Consider the following 20,468-nt stretch of genomic DNA (forward strand, 5'->3'; position numbering starts at 1 on the left):
CATATGCCGAATTTCATCGATCGTCGGCTTAATCCGAAGGACAAGAGCCTCAACAACAGGCAACGGTTTCTGAAGCGGGTCCATGAAGAGGTCAAGCGCGCCATACGGGATCAGGTCAAGTCGGACAGAATTTCCGATGTGGACGCAGCCCACGGCGTGCCCATGCCGAAACGCGGCGCTGACGAGCCCAGCTTCCGGCCTTCGACCAGCAGCGGCGATCGGCAATATGTGTTGCCCGGCAACGAGGCGTTCTCGCCAGGAGACCGGCTTCCGAAACCGGAAAAGGGTGCCGGCGGCGGCGGTCGTGGCCGCCCCGGGCAAGGTGGCAGCGATGACGACTTCATCTTTGTGCTGTCTCGCGATGAGGTGCTCGATCTTTTCTTCGAAGATCTCGAACTTCCCGACATGGTAAAGCTGAACCTCCGGGAGACCGTGACCTACAAGCCGCGCCGCGTCGGCTTCACCACTGCGGGCACGCCCACCAACATCAACGTCGGACGAACCATGAGCAACAGCTTTGGTCGGCGCGTCGCCTTGCGCCGTCCGAGCCAAAGGGAACTTCAGGCGATCGCCGACCAGATTGCCGAACTGGAAAAGGAACAAAAGCTTTCCCAGCCGCAGCGCAGCAGGCTCTTGAGCTTGCGCGAGGAACTGGAGTTGCTGGAACGGCGGCGGCGGCGCATCGCCTATGTCGACCCAGTCGACGTTCGCTTCAACCGCTTTGAACGCCAGCCTGTGCCGAATGCGAGCGCGGTGATGTTCTGTCTGATGGACGTGTCGGCCTCGATGGGCGAGCGCGAGAAGGACCTCGCCAAGCGCTTCTTCGTTTTGCTGCACCTCTTCCTCAAGCGCCGTTATGACCGGATCGACATCGTCTTCATTCGCCACACCGACGAAGCGCGGGAAGTCGATGAGGAGACATTCTTCTTCAGCAAGCAAAGCGGCGGCACGGTTGTCTCGACCGCGCTCGAGGAGATGCAGCGCGTTATTGCGGATCGCTATCCCTCGAATATATGGAACATCTATGCGGCCCAGGCCTCGGATGGCGACAATGCGAACGGCGATTCGGAGCGCTGCGCCGAGCTTCTTCGTGAATCGCTCATGCGCCTGTGCCAGTACTATGCCTATGTCGAGATCATAGACGAGCGCGAAAGCGAGATATTCGGAACAACGGACAACGGCACCTCGCTCTGGCGCGCCTACCGAACAGTTGATGGGGCGATACCGAATTTCCAGATGATGCGCATTTCAAAGCCCGCCGACATCTACCCCGTCTTTCATAAGCTCTTTGCCCGGCACCTGCCCATGCAAGCGCGCAAGTGAAGGGATGAGCAAAATGGCGAATGGTGCGGGATCAAACCTGCTGTTTGATGGTTCCGAGTGGAGTTTTGCGACGCTTTCGCGCGCCTATGATGCCATCGAAAGGGTTGCGCTCGACGAGATAGGGCTGAATGTCTACCCGAACCAGATCGAGATCATTTCCTCGGAGCAGATGCTCGACGCTTATTCCTCCGTCGGCATGCCGCTCATGTATCAGCATTGGTCGTTCGGCAAGCGTTTCCTGTTCGAAAGCCAGCTCTATCGCAAGGGCTATCGCGGACTGGCCTATGAGCTGGTGATCAATTCCAATCCCTGCATCACCTATCTCATGGAAGAAAATACCATGCCGATGCAGACGCTTGTTGTCGCGCATGCCGCATTCGGCCACAATCATTTCTTCAAGAACAACTACCTTTTTCGCCAGTGGACGGATGCCGGCTCTATCCTGGGCTATATGGACTTCGCCAAGAAATACATTGCCAAGTGCGAGGAGCGGCACGGCCTCAATGCCGTGGAGGGAATCCTCGACTCGGCGCACGCCTTAATGGATCACGGTGTCTTTCACTATCGCCGTCCGCCGCGGCTTTCATCGGAAAAGGTAAGGGAGCGGGCCCGCGAACGGCTGGAATATGAGGAGCAGAATTACAGCGATCTGTGGCGAACGCTGCCATCTGCAGCCGGTTCCAACAGAGAGGAAGCGGAGCGCGCAGCGTCCGAGCGCAAAGGGCCTCTAAATCTCCCCGAAGAAAACCTGCTCTACTTCCTTGAGAAGAACAGCCTCATCCTTGAGCCCTGGCAGCGGGAAATATTGAGAATCGTCCGCGTGATTGCGCAGTATTTCTATCCGCAGCGCCAGACCCAGGTGATGAACGAGGGATGCGCGACGTTTGTCCATTACACGATCATCAACAGGCTCTTCGACCAGGGCAAGATCAGCGAAGGCGCCATGCTGGAACTGCTGGCAAGCCAGGCCAACGTGGTCTTTCAGCCGGGTTTCGACGACCCGCGGTTCTCGGGCATGAATCCCTACGCGCTGGGTTTTGCAATGATGCAGGACATCGAACGTATCTGCAAGGAGCCGACAGAGGAGGATCGGGAATGGTTTCCTGACATCGCAGGCAACGGCGATTGGCGAGGCACGCTCATCGACGCCTGGGCGAACCATCGCGATGAATCCTTCATCCTGCAATATCTGAGCCCCGAAGTGATCCGCAGGTTCCGCCTGTTTCAGCTGTCCGACCACGCGACCGACAAGTTCTGCGAAGTCGCGTCCATTCACAACGAGCGCGGCTATTCGGCCGTGCGTGCCGCACTTGCGCGGAGCTATGATCTCGGCGCCAACAAGCCGGACATACAGGTGGTCGATGTCGATCTGCTGGGGGATCGGCAGTTGCGGCTAAGGCACACAATCAGGAACGGCACCCTGCTCGAAGAAAGCACGCGCGACGCCACCCTCGCGCATATACGCCGGCTCTGGGGCTACGATGTCAGCTTGGCAGGCATGGATGCATCGAGCGGTAAGGTTCTCTATGAATGCGCCTCGAAATGAGGCTGGCGAAGCCGACAGGTGGCAGGTCAGCCGGGTCTTCAACGGGATCGGTGCGACGGATTTCTTAAAAGGGCTCACTGCCGAGTCCCGGCGCCACTGGTATGGCGACGGTGCGGGTCCAAAGCTACTAATCTCTCAAATATCGTAACTATGCGTAGCGCTCAGCGAGGCGATGAATTTCTTGGTGCGCTCGCGCTCGGGGGCTGAGAAGATCTGCTTCGGCGCGCCGCTTTCGACGATGACGCCGCCGTCGAGGAAGATCACCTTGTCGGCAACGCGGGAGGCGAGCCTGAGGTCGTGGGTTGCCATGATCATCGTCGTGCCCTCACGGGCAAGCCGGGAAAGCACTTCCACCACCTCTTCGGCCAGTTCCGGATCGAGCGCCGAGGTCGGCTCGTCACAAAGCAGGACGCGCGGAGAAGGTGCCAGAGCCCGGGCGATGGCAACGCGCTGCTGCTGGCCGCCCGACAGGGTCGAGGGCCACGCATCGGCCTTGTGGGCCATGCCAACCTTGTCCAGCAGTTCGAGCGCGCGCACACGCGCCACCTTCTCCGGCTGCTTCAATACGGTGACCAGACCTTCCATGACATTGCCGATGGCGGTCTGGTGCGGAAAGAGCTGGAAATTCTGGAACACCATGCCGGTCTGGCGGCGCAGCCGCTGAATGGCAGGCCAGCCGATCTTGCGGCCGGGCGAAAATTCGAGGCTGGCCTCGCCGATGCGGATCGTGCCCGAAGTCGGGATCTCCAGCAGGTTGACGCAGCGAAGCAGCGTGCTCTTGCCGCCGCCGGACGGGCCGACGAGGCCGGTGACCGTGCCTTCGGCCAGCGTCAGGCTGATATCCCTGAGGACGTGATTGTCGCCGAAGCGCTTTTCGATATGGGTCAGCTCGATCATGTCCGGGCCTCCAGATATCCGCCATAGCGCGCAAAGCGGGCTTCCAGCCGCACCTGCAGCGCCGACAGAACCGAACTCATGGCCAGATAGAGGATCGCCGCCTCGATGTAGAGAATCAGCGGCTCGTAGCTGGTGGCGACGATGCGCTGCGCGGTCTGGAAAAGTTCAGGGACTGTGATCGCGGCGGCCAGCGACGTGTCCTTGACCAGCGAGATGAAGGTATTGGACAGCGGCGGGATGGCGACGCGCGTCGCCTGCGGCAGGATCGTGCGGCGCATGACCTGCGACCAGCTCATGCCGATGGAATATCCGGCTTCCCATTGGCCGCGCGGCACAGACTGGATGGCGGCGCGGATGATTTCCGACGTGTAGGCGCCGACATTGAGCGTAAAGCCGATCAGCGCTGCCGGAAAGGCGTCCAGCAGGATGCCGAGGCTCGGCAGCCCGTAGAAGATCACGAAGAGCTGCACCAGGAGCGGCGTGCCGCGAATGATCCAGACGTAGAAGCGGGCGATCATGACCAGCGGTTTGGCAGCAAACAGCCGCGTGACCGCGGTGAGCAAGCCGAGGGAAAGCCCCAGCACGAAGGACAGCAATGTCAGCGGAATGGTGAAGATCAGGCCGGCCCACAGCAGTGGCGCAAGCGAATCCAGCATCAGTTGAAGCCAAGGCGGCAAGGGCGTTCTTTCGAAAAGAGGGGCGTTCGATCTCTAGAGATAACCCTCCCCTACCCCTCCCCACAAGGGGCAGGGGCCAATCCGCAGCGCTCGAGGTGCCCGAACGATCCTTGCCAGACATGGCAGTGCTGAAAATGGAGGGGGACGGTTCGGCAGGTTAAGCCCCTCCCCTTGTGGGGAGGGGTTTGGGGCGGGGTCCTAAATTACTTCGACACGTCCTGGCCGAAATACTTGTCGGAGATATTCTGGTAGGTGCCGTCGGCCTTGATGGCTTCGAGCGCCTTGTTGATCTCGGCCAGAAGCTCAGGCTCGCCCTTGCGGATGATGATGCCGGAATAGTCGGCATTGGCCTGTTCGGCGGCGATCTTCACATTGGCGTCAGGCTTGTGCTTCTTGAAGTCGAGGAAGGACAGGCTGTCGTTGATCGTCGCATCAGCACGGCCGGTGAGCACCAGCTGGATCGACTGGTCGAAGCCATCGGTACCGACGAGTTCTGCGCCGGCGTCTTGGGCCAGCTTGCCGAAGTTTGATGTGAGCGACTGGGCGGATTTCTTGCCCTTCAGGTCGGCAAAGGTCTTGATGCTGTCATCGTCGGCGCGAGCGATCAGCACGGCCTTGGAGGCGATATAGGGTTCGGAGAAATCGTATTTCTGCTTGCGGGCATCGGTGATGCCGACCTGGTTGATGACCGTGTCATAACGGTTGGCGTCGAGCCCGGCGATCAGGCCGTCCCACTTGCCTTCCAGGAATTCAGGCTTGACGCCGAGCTTGGCGGCAACCGCCTCGCCGATCTCGACATCGAAGCCGACCAGCTTGCCCGCCGGATCATGAAAGGTGAAAGGAGGATAGGTGCCTTCGGTGCCGATTTTCAGCACGCCGGCGGATTTAATAGCGGTGAGGTTTTCGCCGGCATGGGCGGACAGCAGCACGGCGGCCTGAACGACGACGGCACCTGCGACGATTTTCAACCAGTTCATTTGTTTCTCCAGCTTGCTGATTGGCGGATGACCCCATCATTAACAAACAAGTGCATGGAGGGTTGCGTAGAAAACTGCGCCGGAATTAGGCAAATGCGAATATTCTTCTCATTTTATCGGGAAGGAGCGTGTGTTCTTGCATTGCCGAACAGATGCAAGTCCCTTGTACAGGCTGTGACCGCTGCACATATTCAATTCGGCAAGGGAGAGCAGGATGATTGTACCAACACTTTATGACTGGATCGGCGGCATTGCCGCGCTCAACAAGCTCACCGATGAGTTTTATCGCCGCGTTCCGCTGGACGAGCTGCTCGGCCCGGTGTTTGCGGGAATGGACAAGGGCCATCCCGAGCATGTCGCAATGTTTCTTGCTGAGGTGCTTGGTGGGCCACCGCTCTACTCGGAGCAACGGGGCGGCCATCCGGAAATGGTGCGCCATCATCTCGGCAAGCACCTGACCGAGCCGATGCGCAGGCGATGGATCAACCTGCTGCTCGATACCTACACCGATCTCGGCCTGCCGGCGGATCCAGAATTCGCCTCGGCGCTGGTGAGTTATCTCGAATGGGGAACGCGACTTGCCGTCATCAATTCCCAGCCGGGAGCCAAGGTGTTTGAAAATGCTCCGATGCCGAAATGGGGCTGGGGTGAGACAGGAGGCCCCTATATTCCAAAGAACGCCAAAGGCGCGGAAGCTAGCTGAAGCGAGACGCGAGATCAGCCCGGCAGGCCGAAATGCTTCTCCAGGTCTTCCCAGGTCTGATCCATCGCATAGGTCGACGACAGAAGCGGAATGCCGATATGGCCGAAGCGAATCGACAGCTGGCCTTCCGCCGTCTCCTCATCGACGCCGGCGATCTGCTGCAGGTAGATCACCGAGACCAGGCCTGTGCGATCGGAGCCGGACTTGCAGTGGATAAGGATGGGTTTTGGAGCATCCTTTAGCAACGCGATCAGCTTGGTGGTCTGTTCGATCGTCAAAGCCTTGCTGGCGGACATTCTGAAGTTAATCAGCTTGATATTGGCCTTGCTGGCAGCGGCGACTTCGTCGGCGTACCAGGAAGCCTTGTTGGGGCCACGCAGATTGACGATCGTCTTGATGCCGTAGCGCTTGGCATAATTGGCAATATCTGATGGCGATGGCTGAGCCGAACGATAGAACTGTCCAGGAATAACCTCGGCAAAATTGCCGGTAAGCTGGATAGCGCCAAAATAGGCGCCGCATGCCAATACCAACAAGGCGGTTCCGAGACCTGCACGCTTCCATGACACGAATTTCATGCTGATCTGCCTTCGATCAATGTTTATCGCCCTAACTCTCATGCCACGAAGGCATATTTACGGCGGCCAGTTTACAGTGTTGTGAGCTATCCGGCGCACTTGGTCTAGCGGAATATTCATCACGCAAGTGACAGAGAGATGACGGATATATGTTGCGCTTGACCAAGCCTCCGTTTGCCAACACCAACAGGTGCGACGCAAAGCGGCTGAGCGCATGCGAAATCGAACCCCGAGGAATGGCGAGCACGATCACTCCTCAGTCTTTCCATTCACGAGCTCCTGGATTCTTCGCCGCCAGAATTTCGGCGGCGACGGATGCAGGTTGTTGGCCTGTCTCATTATTCTAACGCCGCCTGGTATACGATTTTCAGCCGCGAAGTTGCCGAGGCTGAAAAGTGCGTCCGGCGTACGAGGCGGAAGCTCAAGAGCCTTTTCAATCGCGCGACGTGCCCATTTAGGATGCCTTGCGGCTGCGCGACGTGCGAAAGTTTGCCAGTAAGTAAAGGATGCGCTGCGCGAGGCTCTATGAGTCGCAATCAACTCGGCCGCGTTAAAGCCGCCTCGCAACAAAGCGCCGCAAAAATCGCCGATCCTACCGGTGTCTGCCAAACACATTGTTGCGGGATGCTCTCCGAGCGGAAGGTAGATCACTTGCCAGTCTGGGAACTTTTGCAGAATTTGATCCGTGTGCATCCGGTCGAGCCTGTGCGTCGGATCAACCACCAGGACACTATTTTTCATACCTTGAACGCCTGCCGGCAAGCGATCGAATTGGAAATCAACGTCCGGCAGGTATCGCCGCCATCGGTGCTCAAACGGCACCTTCTCCGAATCGACCGAGAATTGGGGGGAGATCGCAACAACGCGGTCCACTGCCAAAGCAGCGGATGTGAGTATTGCAGCATACCCTCCCATGCTGAAGCCGTAGTTTATGATCTCATCGTATGACTTAAGAATAACTGCGACAGTTTTCACCAGTTCGTCGAGACTGTCGTTCAAATACCAGTCATTCTTCTTGGGATAAACACAAACGGCACTCATGCCCAGATTGCGAAAGAACCGATCATTGCGATCGGTCCTTTCCAGGAAGCCATCACGTCGCGGAACCAGATTGTGCCAGAAGACAACGACCGAGGTTGCGTCGGGCACAAGATGGTATTCGGCCTTGATCCTGCCTGACGAGAATACCACCTCGACCTCTGCCACGTCTCGTAACCCCGTCTTGCCACTGCGCAAGCCAATCGCGCGTCATGCTCCTAGGCAGCTTAACTTCTTCCAAACGTATCCTCAAGCCGAATGATATCGTCTTCGCCGAGATAGGAGCCGGTTTGCACCTCGATCAGTTCGAGCAAGATCTTGCCCGGATTGGTCAGGCGGTGGACGTCGCCCTGCGGGATATAGACGGACTGGTTTTCGCGCAGCATCTGCACGGTGTCGCCGATCTGCACCTCAGCCGTACCGCGCACGACGATCCAATGCTCGGAACGATGATGATGCTTCTGCAGCGACAGTTGCTTGCCCGGCTTGACGAACAGCCGCTTCACCTGGAAGCGCTCGCCCTGCAGGATCGAGGAGTACCCACCCCAAGGACGGTAGCTGGTGCGGTGTTCTTCCGTCAGCTTGGCGGTCTTCGGGCTCTTCATCAGCTCCTTGACGACGCGGCCCACATCCTGGGCATCCGACAGGCGGCCGACATAGACGGCATCTTCAGAGGCGATGACCACGGCATCCTCGACCCCGTTGACGGCAATGTGCGCGCCTTCGGACAGCACAAACGAATTCTTCGAATTGTAGAGATTGACCGGGCCACGGGTGACGTTGCCATCGGCATCCGCCGGGCTTTCCTTCCAGACCGCATCCCAAGCGCCGAGATCGGACCATTGAATCGGCGACGGCACGACGGAGGCAAGCCTGGTCTTCTCGAAGATTGCGTAGTCGACCGAAATGTCCGGCGAGGCAGCAAATTCGTTCTCGCCAAGGCGGATGAAATCGAGGTCGGCACGCGCCACCTTCACCGAAGCGTCGGCGGCCTTGTAGACATCAGATGCCAGCGACTTGCATTCGGACAGGAACACGGCGGAATCGAACATGAACATGCCCGAGTTCCAATAGAAATTGCCGCTGGCGATCATTTCGCGCGCCTTGTCCTCGTTCGGCTTTTCCACGAAACGCTTGACGGTATGCGCGCCGGTCTTCTCTTCCGGACCGGCTTCGACATAGCCGAAGCCTGTGGCCGGTGACGTCGGCGTGATGCCGAATGTGACCAGCCGGCCAGCCTTGGCAGCGGCTGCCGCGGTATCGATGGCGGTGAGATAGGCCTGGTCGAGCTTGATGTTATGATCAGACGCAAGGATATGAACCAACCGCGAGCCACCCTTGGCAGCGATCAGCGCGGCGGCGGCAATCGCCGCAGCCGTGTTGCGGGCAACTGGCTCGAGCACGACGGCAGCGAGCTCGATGCCGGCCTCCTGAGCCTGCTCGGCGACAAGAAAACGGTATTCGGCATTGGTCACGACAATCGGCTTGTCATACCGGCTGGGATCGTCGAGTCGCTTCAACGTCATCTGGAAAAGGCTGAGATCGCCGGTCAGCGCCAGGAACTGCTTGGGGCGCTGCGAGCGCGACATCGGCCAAAGCCTTGTTCCCTTGCCGCCCGCCAGGATCACCGGCACAATCAAATTGCTAGCCATCGTTCATTCTCTCCACAAAGTTTCGGGGACCACCGGTCCACCTTCATCGGAATGGTTTTTGCCATTGCATTGCACAATTTGCTGCATTGCACCACATCAAAATTTCAGCGGCATGCATAACGCGCAAGCGTTTCGCGAACGTTTATCACCGACACTGTCTTCGAATTATCCTTAACCATCCGATATGTTTAATTAACCCCCCGCCACCTCTATCCGCCATGATTTCGGCTAATCTCACGGCATGACCACCGTTTTTCTTGCGCGAAGAAAGAGGATTCTTGCGGTCCTTTCGCGACAGTCATTAAAAATTGCTGCAAAACTGCACGCCACGGGTGATTCGGCATTATGGGATTTGTGCATGGAGCGGCTTGCAGCTTTCGTCACGCTCAGTTCAGGGGCGAAACGCTTCTTCATCGCCCTGATTGCCGGCGCCTTTGCCGCATTGGCGCTACCTCCGGCCAGCATTTTCCTGGTCTGTTTTATCTCTTTTCCGCTGCTCGTCTGGCTTCTCGACGGTGCCGCCGGCAATCCCGACCGCAATTTGATCGTCCGGCTGTTTCCGGCCTTCCTGATCGGCTGGGCGTTCGGGCTTGGCTATTTCGTTGCAGGCCTCTGGTGGATCGGCAATGCACTGCTGGTCGAGGCGGATGAATTTGCCTGGGCCCTGCCGCTAGCTGTCGTGGGGCTGCCCGCCTATCTCGCCTTGTTCTATGGGCTGGCCACCGCACTTGCCCGGCTGTTCTGGACGGACGGTTTTGTGCGGCTGCTGGCGCTTGCCGGGGCATTCGGGCTTGCCGAGTGGCTGCGCAGCTTCGTCTTCACCGGATTCCCATGGAACGCGATCGGCCAGGCGATCATGCCGTTTCCGTTGATGATGCAATCGGTTTCGGTTGCCGGATCAGATGCGATGAATGTGGCGGCCGTGCTGATCTTCGCATCGCCGGCACTGATCGCAACGGGACGGGGTGCGAAGCCGGCGATCGCGCTTGCCGCGCTGCTGCTCGTGGCCCATCTCGGCTTCGGCTATTACCAGCTCAATGTCGCAAAGGCGCCCGCCGACAGTACACGCACTGTCCGCCTGGTGCAGCCGGTGATCGACCAGGCCGCCAAAATCGACGACAAGGAACGCGGACGGATATTCGACGAACATCTGGCGCTGACAAAGGCACCCACCAAGGATGGCGCCAAGCGGCCGGATTACGTGATATGGCCGGAAACCTCGATCCCCTTCATCCTGACGCAAAATCCCGACGCGCTGGTGCAGATCGCCGACACGCTGGAAGATGGGCAGATCCTGATCGCCGGCGCCGTGCGCACCGAAAACGATGGCACCGATCAGCCGCCTCGCTATTACAACTCGGTCTATGTCATCGACTCGCAGGGGCAGATCATCGGTGCCGCCGACAAGGTGCATCTCGTGCCCTTCGGCGAATATCTTCCCTTCGAGTCGTTTCTCGACAAGACGGGCCTGGTGGCGGTCGCCGCAATGCCTGGGGGATTCAGCGCCGCACGCAGCCACCAGATGCTGACCTTGCCGGATGGGCTGAAGCTTTTGCCGCTGATTTGCTACGAAATTGTCTTTCCCGACGAGGTGGCGGAGGTCGCCCCCGGCGCGGATGCGATCGTCAACCTGACCAACGATGGCTGGTTCGGCTATACGCCCGGCCCCTGGCAGCATTTCTTCCAGGCACGGCTCCGGGCTATCGAGACCGGATTGCCGGTCATTCGCAATTCGAATACCGGAATTTCGGCGGTCATCGATTCCCGAGGAAATGTACTTTCCGGACTCGATTTTGGAGCGAAAGGTTACGTGGACACAATTCTGCCGTCTAAACAAACTCCAATGCTGACAACAATGGCGAAGTGCGTAAACTTCGGGTTGCTTGAATTAATTATATTTTTGATTGCAGCGATCACGCGCTTGAGTTTTATTTTCAAACGGAATTGACCAAAAACCCCTATAAAGGCATAGTACTTTCAGCGGGTATGTCCCCGCAATGGCGGAATGTCCGCGATGAGGATTTGCAACGCAGCGTTAGCGCAAACACCTTTTCCGGAGAGAAAAGACGCCATACTCTCGTCAGGATAAAAAAATGATCGAAAACAAGAAAAAGCCAAACCCTATCGATATTCACGTCGGAAGCCGCATTCGCCTCCGTCGTACCATGCTCGGAATGAGCCAGGAAAAGCTGGGCGAAGCCCTCGGGATTACCTTCCAGCAGATCCAGAAATATGAAAAGGGAACAAACCGGGTCGGCGCAAGCCGTCTGCAGGCTATCTCCGGCATACTCAACGTACCAGTATCGTTCTTCTTTGAGGATGCACCTGACGGCAATCCCGCCAATACGCCTTCTGGCATGGCGGAAGCCTCCTCGTCGAACTATGTTGTTGATTTCCTGTCGTCTTCTGAAGGTCTGCAGCTTAACCGCGCCTTCGTGAAGATCAACGACCAGAAGGTCCGCCGCAAGCTCGTCGATCTCGTCAAAGCTCTGGCTGCTGAAGCCGAAGCGGAATAGTACCTCGTCTGTTTCCCGTTGTGGCCCTCAAAGTGCCGGGGCGCCACGAGGCCACAACCGGAACAGAGGCCCTGCCCCGTGAGGCAGGCGCATCAGTCGGGCGGTTACCTTCCAAGCGGATGGCAGATCTCGCCCAGTTCCTCAATTTCCCTTTATCAGACCAGGCAGATCCTTCACGAAGGCTGCGCGCAGCATCGGCCCGAATGGTGATTTGACCGCTTTCGGTGATATCTTCATCCGTGCGAAAACAAGCTGCCGACCATCCTTTTCGGCCCAGCCAACGAACCAGCCGATTGGGCGATTCCGGTCGATCTCACCCTTGCTGTTCCTCATCCAGCCGCTGCCTGTCTTGCCATGAACCACCCAGCCGTCGCCACTTTGGAACATCGGAATGATCTTCTGTGTCATTTCGAGCGCCTTGGCGCTGACGGGTAGTTTGCCCGCAAGCATGCGCGAAACAAATTTGGCCTGCTCGTCCGGTGAGATTTTCAGCGATTTCATCAGCCAGGCATGGGTCAGACCCTGATTGCCAGGCGCTCCCGAGACATCCTTGTTGCCATAGTCGAATTTCGAAACATAATCGGCGAACTTCCCCTCGCCCAAGCGACGCGTGACTTCCTGCGAATACCAGACAATCGAATCCGTTTCCCAGATTGTCGGGTCGACGGACTTTTGCTCACGTTTGCGACCTTTGAATTCCGCCTTGTAGGGCCAGAGCGGCGCATGCTCGTCGGCAAGAACTCCGCTATCGTAGCCCATCAGCGCGAGCGGCAACTTAAACGATGACATTGGCGTGAACCGCTGGTCGCAGGTGCCTTCGCGATACACGGGCTTGTCCGTCGCCGCGTCGAGTATCACGGTGCATTCTACCGTCTCGTCCCTGGCCGAGGCCGGCGAAAAAGCCAGCGAGCTTACCAGCGCGGCAAGCGCAAGGATGTTGATCGATTTCGATAAAGCGGTTTTCCTCGTTTGCAAATCCATTCCAATATCTCTCCCCTTGCGTCCGATATCCGCTATGAACGCAAGATGGCCGATGTTGGGCCGAGAGGCGTCGTTATCAATTCAAGTGTCTGGAGCCATGCGGCACAACTCGCAATCGGACGCGCCAAAGCGACTGATTTTCAGGCTTGCCCAAGACTTGAGCTGATATGGCAAAGCAGTCACATAAAGATATATTTATGTCCTTGTGCGCTTGTTTTTCGACCGTGAACTGACTACAGATGCGTCGTTATTTTTCATTGAGGGAAAATCCCGAATGCGCTCTTCCTATCTCTTCACCAGCGAATCCGTCTCCGAAGGTCACCCGGACAAGGTTTGCGACCGTATTTCCGACGAAATCGTCGATCTCGTTTACCGCGAAGCCCTGAAAACCGGCGTCGATCCCTGGACCGTGCGCATTGCCTGCGAGACGCTGGCAACCACCAACCGAGTCGTTATTGCCGGTGAAGTGCGCGTCCCGGACAGCCTGATGAAGAAGGACAAGGACGGCAAGATCGTCAAGGACGCCTATGGCGATCCCGCGGTCAACCCGGCGAAGTTCAAGGCCGCAGCGCGCAAGGCCATCAAGGACATCGGCTACGAGCAGGACCGCTTCCATTGGAAAAAGGTCAAGATCGACGTGCTGCTGCATGCACAATCCGCCGACATCGCCCAGGGCGTCGACAACTCGTCGGATCAGCAGGGCGAAGAAGGTGCGGGCGACCAGGGCATCATGTTCGGTTATGCCTGCATCGAGACGCCGGACCTGATGCCGGCGCCGATCTACTACTCGCACCGCATCCTGCAGCTGCTTTCCGAAGCGCGCCGCAAGGGTGAAGGCGACGCCGGCAAGCTCGGCCCGGACGCCAAGAGCCAGGTCACCGTTCGCTACAACGACGGCAAGCCCGCGGAAGCGACCTCGATCGTGCTTTCCACCCAGCATCTCGATGCCGGCTGGGATTCGGCCAAGGTCCGTCAAGTTGTCGAGCCTTACATCCGCGAAGCGCTCGGCACGCTGCCGATCGCTAGGGATGCCAACTGGTACATCAACCCCACGGGCAAGTTCGTCATCGGCGGCCCGGACGGCGATGCTGGCCTGACCGGCCGCAAGATTATCGTCGACACCTACGGCGGCGCGGCTCCGCATGGCGGCGGTGCGTTCTCCGGCAAGGACACGACCAAGGTCGACCGTTCGGCAGCCTACGTTGCCCGCTACCTCGCCAAGAATGTCGTGGCTGCCGGCCTTGCCGATAGCTGCACGATCCAGCTCTCCTACGCCATCGGCGTTGCCCAGCCGCTGTCGGTCTATGTCGACCTGCACGGCACCGGCAAGAAGGTAACCGAGGACCAGGTGGAAGCCGCAATCCGCAAGGTGATCGACCTGTCGCCGTCGGGCATCCGCCGGCACCTCAACCTCAACAAGCCGATCTATGCAAAGACCTCGTCCTATGGCCATTTCGGCCGCAAGGCAGGCCGCGACGGCTCGTTCTCGTGGGAAAAGCTTGATCTCGTCAAGCCGCTTAAGGAAGCCATCGCTTCGTGACACCGGAAGACGACAACCACGAGCGCAAGGCGCGCTCGACGGAAGCGTTCTTCGGCCGGCGCAAGGGTAAGCCCTTGCGCACAAACCAGGTGCGGCTGTTCGAGGAAGAGCTGGCCGCACTTCGCCTGGACCTGAACAGTCCAGCACCCGGCGATCTGGCTTTGCTTTACAGCATTCCGATCAGCAAGATCCGCCTGGAAATCGGTTTTGGCGGCGGCGAGCACCTCGTGCATCGCGCCGTCAACGAGCCCGACTGCGGCTTCATCGGCGTCGAACCCTTCGTCAACTCGATGGCGAAGCTGTTGAGCCAGGTCGAGGCCCGCGACCTCAAGAATATCCGCCTGCATGATGATGACGCCACCGTGGTGCTGGACTGGCTACCGGAAGGCTCGATCGACCAGATCGACCTGCTCTACCCCGATCCATGGCCGAAGACGCGCCACTGGAAGCGCAGGTTCGTCTCGGATGTCAATCTCAAGCGCTTTCACCGCGTGCTGAAGCCGGGCGGATTGTTCTGCTTTGCCTCCGACATCGACACCTATGTCAACTGGACGCTGCAGCATGTCAGCCGCCACGGCGGCTTTGAATGGCTGGCCAGCAATGCCGCGGACTGGCTGACGCCCTACAAGGACTGGCCGAGCACACGCTACGAAGCCAAGGCGCGGAGAGAGGGCCGGTCGTCGGCGTATCTGACGTTCAGAAAGAGCTAGACGCCTAATAGAGCGACGCGAAATTCAAGCTGGGCCGTTGATTATGCAGTTCCGGCGCAGATAGGACCGTGTCTACTATCCGCGCGATGCCCGATGGGCACAGTCATATGCCTGCAACCGGCCTGCCGACAAGATCGGCAGGAGAACCGCTTGGTCCTTAGACCTGCGTTAGTGCAGGCTGACTGTCGTCAACTCGTCTTCGGCGGCCTTGTAGAAGGTCGACGAACGATTGTCGGTCAACAGGATCGGCGTGCCATCGGCGCCGAACAGCGCCCACAGGTCGAGGCCCGGATTGAGGTCCGGTGCTTCGGGGAACACGCGCGAAACGTCTTCCGACCGCATTTTTCTGATATAGCCGAGTTTGCCTGCGCCGAGATGGGCAAACTCGTTCTTGGTCAGTCTGTCCAGGGTAGCTCTGGTAGCCATGTCTTGCCTCCTACTGGTTCCGGAAGACGCGAGGGGTATGCCCCTCAATGTCATTCTGAAACAGAGATGTTAATTTTTCGCACCATTCTCGCCGGCTCCGGCCGAACGAGGTCCACCGACAGGAGTCCGTTTTTCAGGACTGCACCGATGACCATCATTCCGTCCGCAAGCATGAAGCAGCGTTGGAACTGGCGTGAGGCAATGCCACGGTGAAGATACTCCTTCTCGCCCTGATCGCTCTGGCGCCCGCGAATAAGGAGCTGGTTTTCTTCCGTGGTGACATCAAGGTCTTCATCGGCAAAACCGGCAACCGCCAGCGTGATCCGCAAGCGCTCGGGTTCGCCTTGTTCAGGGTCAGCTTTCAGTCTCTCGATATTGTAGGGTGGGTAGCCATCGTTGCTCTTGGCAAGGCGCTCAAGCGTCTTTTCCATAGCATCGAAGCCCAGAAGCAGGGGGCTCGCAAAGGGGGTCACTCTCGTCATCTCATTCCATGTCCTTGGCTGCAAGCGACAATTTCCGGGCCTTCATGAAGCGCCCGACAGACAACATATGGTGTGTTAATCCTGCACTTGCAAGACACTTGCATCGCCAGATTTGTCGGACCATAGTCGCGCGCAAACAAGGAGATAGGGATTCGTGCATATGGGAAATCCGCGTAAAATCATCATCGATACCGACCCCGGACAGGACGATGCAGCCGCCATCATGCTGGCGCTCGGCTCACCAGAGGAGATCGAGGTGCTCGGGATTACGACCGTTGCCGGCAATGTGTCGCTCGCCCGGACGTCCAAGAATGCGCGGATCGTTTGTGAATTCGCCAACCGTCCCGACGTCAAGGTCTATGCCGGTTCGGAGCGCCCGTTGAAGCGCAAGCCGATCTCGGCCGAGCACGTGCATGGCGAAACCGGCCTCAATGGCCCCGAACTCTTTGAACCGACGATGCCGCTGCAGGAGCAGAACGGCGTCGACTTCATCATCGAGACGCTGCGCCGCGAGCCGGTCGGCACCGTGACGCTCTGCACACTGGGGCCGCTCACCAACATTGCGGCAGCGCTGATCAAGGCGCCCGATATTGCCGGCCGCATCCAGGAAATCGTGGCCATGGGCGGCGCCTATTTCGAAGTCGGCAACATTACGCCGGCAGCCGAGTTCAACATTTATGTCGACCCGGAAGCCGCCGACATCGTCGTCAAGTCGGGCATCAAGCTGGTGCTGATCACTCTCGACCTGACCCACAAGGTGCTGACGCTGAAAGCCCGCGTCGAGAAGATCCGCGCACTCGGCACACGACCGGCCGTGGCACTTGCCGAAATGCTGGATTTCTTCGAGCGCTTCGATATCGAGAAATACGGCTCCGACGGTGGGCCGCTACACGACCCGACGACGGTCGCCTACCTCATCAAGCCGGAGCTTTTCGCCGGACGTGACTGCAATGTCGAGGTCGAGCTGAACTCCGAACTGACGCTCGGCATGACCGTGATCGACTGGTGGCGGGTGACCAAGAAAGCACCGAATGCGCTGGTGCTGAAGGACATCGACGCACAGGGATTCTTCGACCTGCTGACGGAGCGGGTGGCACGGCTCTGAATCGGTATTGTCCGCGGTCTGTCACACGCCTATCACCGAACGCCGATAGGTCGAACCCTTTATCGCGATAACGGGCCAGTGGGCATGCCGCCAGTCAAGTCTTACGTCATATGCGGGACACCGAGAAGCGGCAGCACTTTGCTCTGCGATCTCTTGGGAAGTGCTGGTATCGCGGGTCGACCTGCCTCGTACTTTCGCCAACAGTCGATACTGCGATGGGGTGAACGCCTGAACGTTCCTGTGACGGAAGACGCAGGGGAATCGGTCTATGATCGTAGCTATCTAGATGCCGTGGTCAAACAGGGCAAAGGTGAATCCGACATCTTCGGTCTACGGCTCATGTGGGAAAGCGTCCCGTCGCTGGCGATGCGGCTCGAAGGCCTTTTCCCAGATCTCGAAAACGACCGGGCTCGCTTCGAAACCGCATTCGGACAGATGCTCTACATTCATCTGTCCAGAGCCGACAAAGTGTTGCAGGCGGTCTCGCGCGTCAAGGCGATGCAGACGGGCTTGTGGCATGTTGCCTCCGACGGGAAGGAACTGGAGCGAACCGGCCCGGCCAGGAGCTTGGTCTACGATCGGGACGAAATTGCCAAGTACGTCGAAGAACTGGCGGAACACGATCTTTCCTGGAACCAATGGTTTGAGCAAAACGGCATCGCGCCGATACGCCTGACCTATGAGATGCTCTCCATGGACCCACGGGACGCTTTGAAGACGGTGTTGTCTGCCCTGAACCTCGATACGGCGGTGACTGAGGCAATTGAACCCGGAACAAAAAAGATGAGCGATTTCGAAAACCGGAATTGGGCATCGCGCTTTCGCGATGAGACAGGTGCTTTGTCAATCTGACCGCGACCGGTCAAACGGCAAATTCCTTCCCCCAAGACGTGGGGGAAGGATTCAATGTTGCAGTCGTCGTAGGCAAGCTTTCGCTTACGCCCGCATGCGGCCGGCCATCATGCGCAGCTGGTTGGAACCGCCTACGCTCTGGCCGGTGGTGCGGAAGCGGGCCACGAGGTTCTTCAGGCTCTCGGCTTCTTCGCCGAGCGTCATGGACGCCGCGGTCGTTTCCTCGACCATCGCAGCGTTCTGCTGGGTCACCTGGTCCATCTGGTGCATCGCCGTGTTCATTTCCTTGAGGCCAACGGCCTGTTCGCTTGCCGACACCGAGATCATCCGGATCAGGCCATTGATCTGCACGACCTGTGCCGCGATCGCCTGCAAGGTCTCGCCGGTCTGGCCGACGAGGCTGACGCCGTCATTGACCTGGGATTCAGATGCACTGATCAGCGCCTTGATTTCTTTGGCAGCCTTGGCGGAGCGCTGGGCGAGTTCGCGGACTTCCTGTGCAACGACGGCAAAGCCCTTGCCCGCCTCGCCGGCACGCGCGGCCTCAACACCAGCATTCAGCGCAAGCAGGTTGGTCTGGAAGGCGATCTCGTCGATGACGCCGATGATGTTGGAGATCTGGCCCGACGACTTCTCAATGTTCTGCATCGCCTCGATGGCGTTGCGAACGATATTGCCGGAATTCTCTGCATCGTTGCTGGCCTTCTGGACCGCATTGGCTGCTGTCTTGGCATTCTCGGCACTTGAATGGACCTGCTCGGTCAGCTGGTTGAGTGCGGCTGCGGTTTCCTCGAGCTGGGCCGCCTGCTGTTCGGTGCGGCGCGACAGGTCGTTGGCGCTGGAGCTGATTTCCGAGGTGCCGGTGCCGATGGCGACGACGGCGCCATTGACCATGCGGACCGTTTCTTCGAGGCTTTCGAGCGCATCGTTGAAGTTGCTCTTCAGGCTGACATATTCACCCGGGAAGTTCGCATCAATGCGGAAGGCGAGATCGCCACCCGAGAGCTTCTCAAGCGCGCGGCCGAGTTCGGCGACAACATATTGCTGGACGCGGGCATTCTCGCCGCGTTCGGCTTCCGTCTGCGAGCGTTCGCTTTCCGAGGCCAGGCGCGCCCGTTCGGCGCTGGCTTCCATGCGTCGGGAGTCGGCGAGCTTGTGCCTGAAGCCTTCGAGTGCGCGGGCAACAGAGCCTGTCTCGTCCTGGCGTTCCTGGCCCGAGACGGACTGATCGTATTTGCCGGCGCCGAGGGTCGTCACATCACCGATAAGGCTCTCGATCGGCTTTTGCACGAACCTGCGCACGGCGAAGTAGAGGCCACCAAGAACTGCGAACAGCAGCAGCAGGCCGCCGCCGACCATCATCATCGTCTGGTCACGAACCGGACCGGCAAGTGCGGCATCGGGAATGTCGACCAGCAGCACCCAGCTCGTGTTCAGGCCCGTGAGCTGGAACGGATAGACGAGGCGGCTGAAGGCTTCGCCATCGGCATTCTGCAAGTTGGCAATGGTGCTGGTCTTGCCGCTTTCAAGCGCCGCCTTGATGGCATCGGGCGCGGCGTCTTCGTATTTCTTGCCCATCAGTGCCGGCGTGGGCGAGACGAGCCAGTTGCCATCTTGGGCAACGAGAAGAACATTGCCGGTGCCGAATGGCTTGAGGCTCGAGACATTCTTGGCTAGCATTGCCAGTGAGACGTCGACGCCCGCGACACCGACCAGCTTGTCGCCATCCATGACGGGATAGGCGATCGAGCTTGCCGCGGTCGGCACTTCCAGTTCCTGGATTACGTAAGGCTTGGTGATGGAGCCCTTGCGACTCTCGGCTGCGAGCGAATACCACTCGGCCTTGTAGTCGGCGTCAAACGTGCTGAACGTGTCCTCGCCGGTCTTGCCCTTCGTCCAGTAAGGATTGAAGTTGCCGTCCTTGTCGCCGCCGAGTTCCTTGACGCCCTTGGCCTTGGCCTGCTGGCTGTCAAAGCCCTGCGGCGCTTCTGCAAACCAGCTGCCGAACGCCATTTGATGCTGTTCGAGATTGGTCTTCAAAATATCGACGACGCCCTTACGATCCAGCGCGCTAATCTTGTGACCATGGGAAATCACACCGGCCATGGTGCGCGCGGCGCTTGCCAGCGACCCGGTTTCCGATGCCACGTTCGCGGCAATGGCCTTCGCTTCGGATTCGGCCTGGGCTGAGATCAGCGACTCAACGCGCGTGCGGCTTTGGGAAATCTGGAAGAAACTGGATACGAGGAGCAGGATTGCGACAATCCCACCCGTCACCAAAAGCAGCTTGGTGGCGAGGGACTTCGGAACAAATGCACGCATGGATGCCTCAGGGTTCGGTTTTGACTACTGCCGGACCACCTCGGGGATGCGAATGCCGGCCCATTGTATCCGGCGAATGCCGGGTATGGGCTTTTTCAATAAAGTTAAAATGTTAAATTTGAGCAAAAGATCTTTACGGAGTT

19 protein-coding genes are annotated in these 20,468 nt (G+C 58.7%); 9 read left to right on the forward strand and 10 right to left on the reverse strand.

The window, feature by feature from the left end; all coding sequences use genetic code 11:
* The first annotated feature begins 3 nt into the window (after window positions 1–3).
* On the forward strand, window positions 4–1,323 hold the full coding sequence (locus ACXHRN_RS20760) for a YeaH/YhbH family protein (RefSeq protein WP_488638196.1): 1,320 nt from the start codon (window positions 4–6) through the stop codon (window positions 1,321–1,323).
* A gap of 13 nt (window positions 1,324–1,336) precedes the next feature.
* Window positions 1,337–2,869 (forward strand): SpoVR family protein, encoded by a 1,533-nt coding sequence (locus ACXHRN_RS20765; protein WP_488638197.1) that lies wholly within the window; start codon window positions 1,337–1,339, stop codon window positions 2,867–2,869.
* A gap of 135 nt (window positions 2,870–3,004) precedes the next feature.
* On the opposite strand, the gene ACXHRN_RS20770 is transcribed toward ACXHRN_RS20765, so the two are convergent.
* The 3 genes from ACXHRN_RS20770 to ACXHRN_RS20780 form a co-directional block, all read right to left on the reverse strand.
* The gene (locus tag ACXHRN_RS20770) at window positions 3,005–3,766 is read right to left on the reverse strand and encodes an amino acid ABC transporter ATP-binding protein (RefSeq protein WP_488638198.1); all 762 of its coding nucleotides are present in this window, start codon (window positions 3,764–3,766) and stop codon (window positions 3,005–3,007) included.
* Window positions 3,763–4,443 (reverse strand): amino acid ABC transporter permease, encoded by a 681-nt coding sequence (locus ACXHRN_RS20775; protein WP_488638199.1) that lies wholly within the window; start codon window positions 4,441–4,443, stop codon window positions 3,763–3,765. The genes ACXHRN_RS20770 and ACXHRN_RS20775 overlap by 4 nt, the downstream gene beginning before the upstream one ends.
* A gap of 203 nt (window positions 4,444–4,646) precedes the next feature.
* Window positions 4,647–5,420: an amino acid ABC transporter substrate-binding protein gene (locus tag ACXHRN_RS20780; protein ID WP_488638200.1), complete on the reverse strand. Its 774-nt coding sequence runs from the start codon at window positions 5,418–5,420 to the stop codon at window positions 4,647–4,649.
* A 214-nt stretch (window positions 5,421–5,634) separates the two neighbouring features.
* On the opposite strand from ACXHRN_RS20780, the gene ACXHRN_RS20785 reads away from it, so the two are divergent.
* Complete coding sequence (locus tag ACXHRN_RS20785) at window positions 5,635–6,123, forward strand: group II truncated hemoglobin (protein WP_488638201.1); 489 nt, start codon at window positions 5,635–5,637, stop codon at window positions 6,121–6,123.
* A gap of 14 nt (window positions 6,124–6,137) precedes the next feature.
* Here the strand turns inward: ACXHRN_RS20785 and ACXHRN_RS20790 are convergent, their stop codons facing one another.
* From ACXHRN_RS20790 to ACXHRN_RS20800, 3 genes are all read right to left on the reverse strand, one after another.
* Window positions 6,138–6,701: a dual specificity protein phosphatase family protein gene (locus ACXHRN_RS20790; RefSeq protein ID WP_488638202.1), complete on the reverse strand. Its 564-nt coding sequence runs from the start codon at window positions 6,699–6,701 to the stop codon at window positions 6,138–6,140.
* A 249-nt stretch (window positions 6,702–6,950) separates the two neighbouring features.
* Window positions 6,951–7,907 (reverse strand): tetratricopeptide repeat protein, encoded by a 957-nt coding sequence (locus ACXHRN_RS20795; protein ID WP_488638203.1) that lies wholly within the window; start codon window positions 7,905–7,907, stop codon window positions 6,951–6,953.
* Window positions 7,908–7,966: 59 nt separating this feature from the next.
* Window positions 7,967–9,391: a mannose-1-phosphate guanylyltransferase/mannose-6-phosphate isomerase gene (locus ACXHRN_RS20800; RefSeq protein ID WP_488638204.1), complete on the reverse strand. Its 1,425-nt coding sequence runs from the start codon at window positions 9,389–9,391 to the stop codon at window positions 7,967–7,969.
* 358 nt (window positions 9,392–9,749) lie between these two features.
* On the opposite strand from ACXHRN_RS20800, the gene lnt reads away from it, so the two are divergent.
* Window positions 9,750–11,339, forward strand: a complete 1,590-nt coding sequence (gene lnt, locus ACXHRN_RS20805) for an apolipoprotein N-acyltransferase (RefSeq protein ID WP_488638205.1) — start codon at window positions 9,750–9,752, stop codon at window positions 11,337–11,339.
* Window positions 11,340–11,484: 145 nt separating this feature from the next.
* Entirely contained in the window at window positions 11,485–11,907 is a 423-nt protein-coding gene (locus tag ACXHRN_RS20810; protein WP_488638206.1) for a helix-turn-helix domain-containing protein, read from the forward strand.
* Between the two features lie 141 nt (window positions 11,908–12,048).
* Here ACXHRN_RS20810 and blaOXA read toward each other — a convergent pair whose 3' ends face one another.
* Window positions 12,049–12,888: a class D beta-lactamase gene (gene blaOXA / locus ACXHRN_RS20815; RefSeq protein ID WP_488638207.1), complete on the reverse strand. Its 840-nt coding sequence runs from the start codon at window positions 12,886–12,888 to the stop codon at window positions 12,049–12,051.
* A gap of 274 nt (window positions 12,889–13,162) precedes the next feature.
* Between blaOXA and metK the strand changes: the two genes are divergently transcribed.
* Both metK and trmB read left to right on the forward strand, forming a co-directional pair.
* Complete coding sequence (gene metK / locus ACXHRN_RS20820; protein ID WP_488638208.1) at window positions 13,163–14,428, forward strand: methionine adenosyltransferase; 1,266 nt, start codon at window positions 13,163–13,165, stop codon at window positions 14,426–14,428.
* Window positions 14,425–15,138, forward strand: coding sequence for a tRNA (guanosine(46)-N7)-methyltransferase TrmB (trmB, locus tag ACXHRN_RS20825; RefSeq protein WP_488638209.1), 714 nt, complete (start codon window positions 14,425–14,427; stop codon window positions 15,136–15,138). The genes metK and trmB overlap by 4 nt, the downstream gene beginning before the upstream one ends.
* 168 nt (window positions 15,139–15,306) lie before the next feature.
* On the opposite strand, the gene ACXHRN_RS20830 is transcribed toward trmB, so the two are convergent.
* Both ACXHRN_RS20830 and ACXHRN_RS20835 read right to left on the reverse strand, forming a co-directional pair.
* Window positions 15,307–15,564 (reverse strand): BQ00720 family protein, encoded by a 258-nt coding sequence (locus tag ACXHRN_RS20830; RefSeq protein WP_488638210.1) that lies wholly within the window; start codon window positions 15,562–15,564, stop codon window positions 15,307–15,309.
* A 50-nt stretch (window positions 15,565–15,614) separates the two neighbouring features.
* A complete protein-coding gene (locus tag ACXHRN_RS20835) occupies window positions 15,615–16,046 on the reverse strand; it encodes an Hsp20 family protein (protein ID WP_488638211.1) in 432 nt (143 codons plus the stop codon).
* Window positions 16,047–16,206: 160 nt separating this feature from the next.
* Between ACXHRN_RS20835 and ACXHRN_RS20840 the strand changes: the two genes are divergently transcribed.
* Together ACXHRN_RS20840 and ACXHRN_RS20845 are read left to right on the forward strand one after the other, a co-directional pair.
* A complete protein-coding gene (locus tag ACXHRN_RS20840; protein ID WP_488638212.1) occupies window positions 16,207–17,151 on the forward strand; it encodes a nucleoside hydrolase in 945 nt (314 codons plus the stop codon).
* Between the two features lie 84 nt (window positions 17,152–17,235).
* Window positions 17,236–18,003 carry a Stf0 family sulfotransferase gene (locus ACXHRN_RS20845; RefSeq protein WP_488638213.1) on the forward strand — a complete coding sequence of 256 codons (768 nt, stop codon included), beginning with the start codon at window positions 17,236–17,238 and terminating at the stop codon, window positions 18,001–18,003.
* 84 nt (window positions 18,004–18,087) lie between these two features.
* Here the strand turns inward: ACXHRN_RS20845 and ACXHRN_RS20850 are convergent, their stop codons facing one another.
* Entirely contained in the window at window positions 18,088–20,325 is a 2,238-nt protein-coding gene (locus ACXHRN_RS20850; protein WP_488638214.1) for a methyl-accepting chemotaxis protein, read from the reverse strand.
* Window positions 20,326–20,468: the final 143 nt, after the last annotated feature.

This window comes from Shinella sp. OV683, assembly GCF_057787725.1.

Bases quoted from the DNA above. Each gene is read 5' to 3' on its own strand.
- ACXHRN_RS20760 (WP_488638196.1), top strand. From the start codon at position 4: ATGCCGAATTTCATCGATCGTCGGCTTAATCCGAAGGACAAGAGCCTC.
- ACXHRN_RS20765 (WP_488638197.1), top strand. From the start codon at position 1,337: ATGGCGAATGGTGCGGGATCAAACCTGCTGTTTGATGGTTCCGAGTGG.
- ACXHRN_RS20770 (WP_488638198.1), bottom strand. From the start codon at position 3,766: ATGATCGAGCTGACCCATATCGAAAAGCGCTTCGGCGACAATCACGTC.
- ACXHRN_RS20780 (WP_488638200.1), bottom strand. From the start codon at position 5,420: ATGAACTGGTTGAAAATCGTCGCAGGTGCCGTCGTCGTTCAGGCCGCC.
- ACXHRN_RS20785 (WP_488638201.1), top strand. From the start codon at position 5,635: ATGATTGTACCAACACTTTATGACTGGATCGGCGGCATTGCCGCGCTC.
- ACXHRN_RS20790 (WP_488638202.1), bottom strand. From the start codon at position 6,701: ATGAAATTCGTGTCATGGAAGCGTGCAGGTCTCGGAACCGCCTTGTTG.
- ACXHRN_RS20800 (WP_488638204.1), bottom strand. From the start codon at position 9,391: ATGGCTAGCAATTTGATTGTGCCGGTGATCCTGGCGGGCGGCAAGGGA.
- lnt (WP_488638205.1), top strand. From the start codon at position 9,750: ATGGAGCGGCTTGCAGCTTTCGTCACGCTCAGTTCAGGGGCGAAACGC.
- ACXHRN_RS20810 (WP_488638206.1), top strand. From the start codon at position 11,485: ATGATCGAAAACAAGAAAAAGCCAAACCCTATCGATATTCACGTCGGA.
- blaOXA (WP_488638207.1), bottom strand. From the start codon at position 12,888: ATGGATTTGCAAACGAGGAAAACCGCTTTATCGAAATCGATCAACATC.
- metK (WP_488638208.1), top strand. From the start codon at position 13,163: ATGCGCTCTTCCTATCTCTTCACCAGCGAATCCGTCTCCGAAGGTCAC.
- ACXHRN_RS20830 (WP_488638210.1), bottom strand. From the start codon at position 15,564: ATGGCTACCAGAGCTACCCTGGACAGACTGACCAAGAACGAGTTTGCC.
- ACXHRN_RS20835 (WP_488638211.1), bottom strand. From the start codon at position 16,046: ATGACGAGAGTGACCCCCTTTGCGAGCCCCCTGCTTCTGGGCTTCGAT.
- ACXHRN_RS20840 (WP_488638212.1), top strand. From the start codon at position 16,207: ATGGGAAATCCGCGTAAAATCATCATCGATACCGACCCCGGACAGGAC.
- ACXHRN_RS20845 (WP_488638213.1), top strand. From the start codon at position 17,236: ATGCCGCCAGTCAAGTCTTACGTCATATGCGGGACACCGAGAAGCGGC.
- ACXHRN_RS20850 (WP_488638214.1), bottom strand. From the start codon at position 20,325: ATGCGTGCATTTGTTCCGAAGTCCCTCGCCACCAAGCTGCTTTTGGTG.